This is a genomic window from Dietzia sp. E1, from assembly GCF_014145015.1.
Classification (GTDB): domain Bacteria; phylum Actinomycetota; class Actinomycetes; order Mycobacteriales; family Mycobacteriaceae; genus Dietzia; species Dietzia cinnamea_A.
On sequence record NZ_JAALDU010000472.1, the window covers coordinates 1 to 2,245 of the forward strand.

Annotated in this window: 2 protein-coding genes; both read left to right on the plus strand. The window is 72.3% G+C overall.

Translation table 11 applies throughout. The annotated features are described in order from the left end of the window. A partial coding sequence (locus G6030_RS14170) for a DUF6541 family protein (protein WP_347238673.1) occupies positions 1-1,203 on the plus strand: 1,203 nt, incomplete at its 5' end. 91 nt (positions 1,204-1,294) lie between these two features. Then, positions 1,295-2,233, plus strand: coding sequence for an SDR family NAD(P)-dependent oxidoreductase (locus tag G6030_RS14175; RefSeq protein ID WP_182643564.1), 939 nt, complete (start codon positions 1,295-1,297; stop codon positions 2,231-2,233). Positions 2,234-2,245: the final 12 nt, after the last annotated feature.

Consider the following 2,245-nt stretch of genomic DNA (forward strand, 5'->3'; position numbering starts at 1 on the left):
ATCGGCGGCGTCCACCCCTCGGCGATGGTCACCGCCGGGGTGTTCGTCCTGTTCTGGTGGCTCTTCGACGGGCTGTGGCGGCCGGTGCGCGGACGGGTGCGCGATTTCGCGGTGCTGGCCGGCATCGGCCTGGCCGGGGTGCTGACGCTGTTGCCGCAGGTCCTCACCGTGTCCGAGGAGGCCGACGACATCTCGGCGTTCGAGTTCGAGATCGGCGCCGATCGCGCCGCGACGTGGGGCAAGGCGGTCGCTCTGCAGGTCCGGCACGTCGAGGACTGGGGCGTGCGCTGGGTCCTCCTGTCGCTCGCGGCGCTGGGGCTGCTCGTCCTGCTGCGCCGCCGCGTAGTGTGGCCGCTCCTGCTGTGGGGCGGTCTGCTCGTGGTGTGCGTGAACGCCATGAGCGTCTTCGGTAACTGGACCGGCGGCGTGCTCCGCGGGATCGGCAGCATCTACTACAACGATCCCCGCCGGATCGGGGTGGTGCTCGCCGTGGTGGTGGCCGCCGCCGTCGGCGTGGGTGTGGGCGCCACCGTGCAGGGCCTGGCGGGGTGGCTCGGCCGGCTCATGGATCCGGTCACCGATCCCGAGGGCCGCGGCGTGGAGTTGGCGCGGGTGGCCGTGGCGCTGGCCGCCCTGGTCGGCGTGGGCTCGTGGGTCGTACAGGCCTCGCCCGAGTACGCCTCCGCGGCCGGGACCAGTCAGCGCTGGGGCCGCATGGTCGACCAGCACGACCTGCGCGCGTTCCAGTGGTTGTCCGAGCAACCGCGGGCCTACTCGGGACTGATCTACACGAACCCGGACGAGGGCTCCGGGTGGATGTACGCCACCCACGGCCTGCCCTCGACAGCGCGGCACTACCTGCAGCCCGGATCGACCGCCCCGCTGACGACCTACCTGTTCTCGCGGATGGACCGGGCCGGCGAGGACCCGCGGGTCGATCAGGCGCTCGCGGATCTGGGCGTGACGTACGTGTACGTCAGCCCGCCGAACTACTGGGGGTTCCAGCGGCCCAACGAACACCTGCTCGACCTGGCGACCACGCCCGGCCTGGTCACCGTGTACGCGGATTCGCAGGTGCGCATCCATGCCGTGCGCGCCGCGTTCACCGACGCCGAGCTCGCGCAGATCCTGGAGGAATCGCCGTTCCCGCCCGAGCGGCGGACCCCGCTCACCAGGGCGACGGAACTCTACGGACCGGAGTGAGTCCGCCGCGGACCCCGCGGTCGTATTGTGAACACTGCCCTCCGACAGGGGGGAGCGGCGGCGGGGCCCGTCGCACGAGGGAGGGGAACGTATGCGCGCACTGCTGACGGGCGGGGCCGGGTTCATCGGCTCGACCCTGGTGGACAGGCTGTTGGGCGAGGGCCACGACGTGACGGTGGTGGACAACCTGTCGCGGGGGCGGTTGGAGAACCTCGCCGCCGCGCGGGAGGCGGGTGACCGCTTCGTCTTCCACCAGTTGGATCTCACCGACCCGGAGATCGAGGACGTCGTCACACAGGCCCGTCCGGAGGTGATCTTCCATCTGGCCGCGCAGATCGACGTGCGTCTGTCGGTGGAGGACCCGGTGCACGACGCCGAGGTCAACGTGGTCGGCACGGTCCGCCTCGCGGAGGCCGCGCGCAAGGCCGGTGTGCGGCGGATCGTCTTCACGTCCTCCGGCGGGTCGATCTACGGGCCCGTCACCGAGCTTCCGGTCGCGGAGACCCGCCCGGTTGATCCGCTGAGCCCCTACGCGGCGGGCAAGGTCGCCGGCGAGATCTATCTGGAGATGTTCTCGCGGCTGTACGGCATCGAGTGGGCGGGGGTGGCGCCGGCGAACGTGTACGGCCCGCGTCAGGATCCGCACGGCGAGGCCGGCGTCGTGGCGATCTTCTCGCAGCGTCTGCTCGCCGGGCAGCCCACCCGGGTGTTCGGCGACGGCGGCAACACGCGTGACTACGTGTTCGTCGACGACGTGGTGGACGCCTTCGTGCGCGCTGCCGAGGTGCCGGCCGCCGCCGGCCTGCGGTTCAACGTGGGCACCGGCGTCGAGACCACCGACCGTGGCCTGCACACGCTGGTCGCCGAGGCCGCGGGCGCTCCCGACGATCCGGAGTACGCGCCCGCCCGCCTGGGCGATGTCGCCCGCTCGGCGCTCGACGCCGGCCGCGCGGCCGAGGTGCTGGGCTGGGTCCCGCAGGTGACGATCCGCGAGGGCGTGGCCCGCACGGTCGACTACTTCCGCGACTGACCCGGCGGGCGG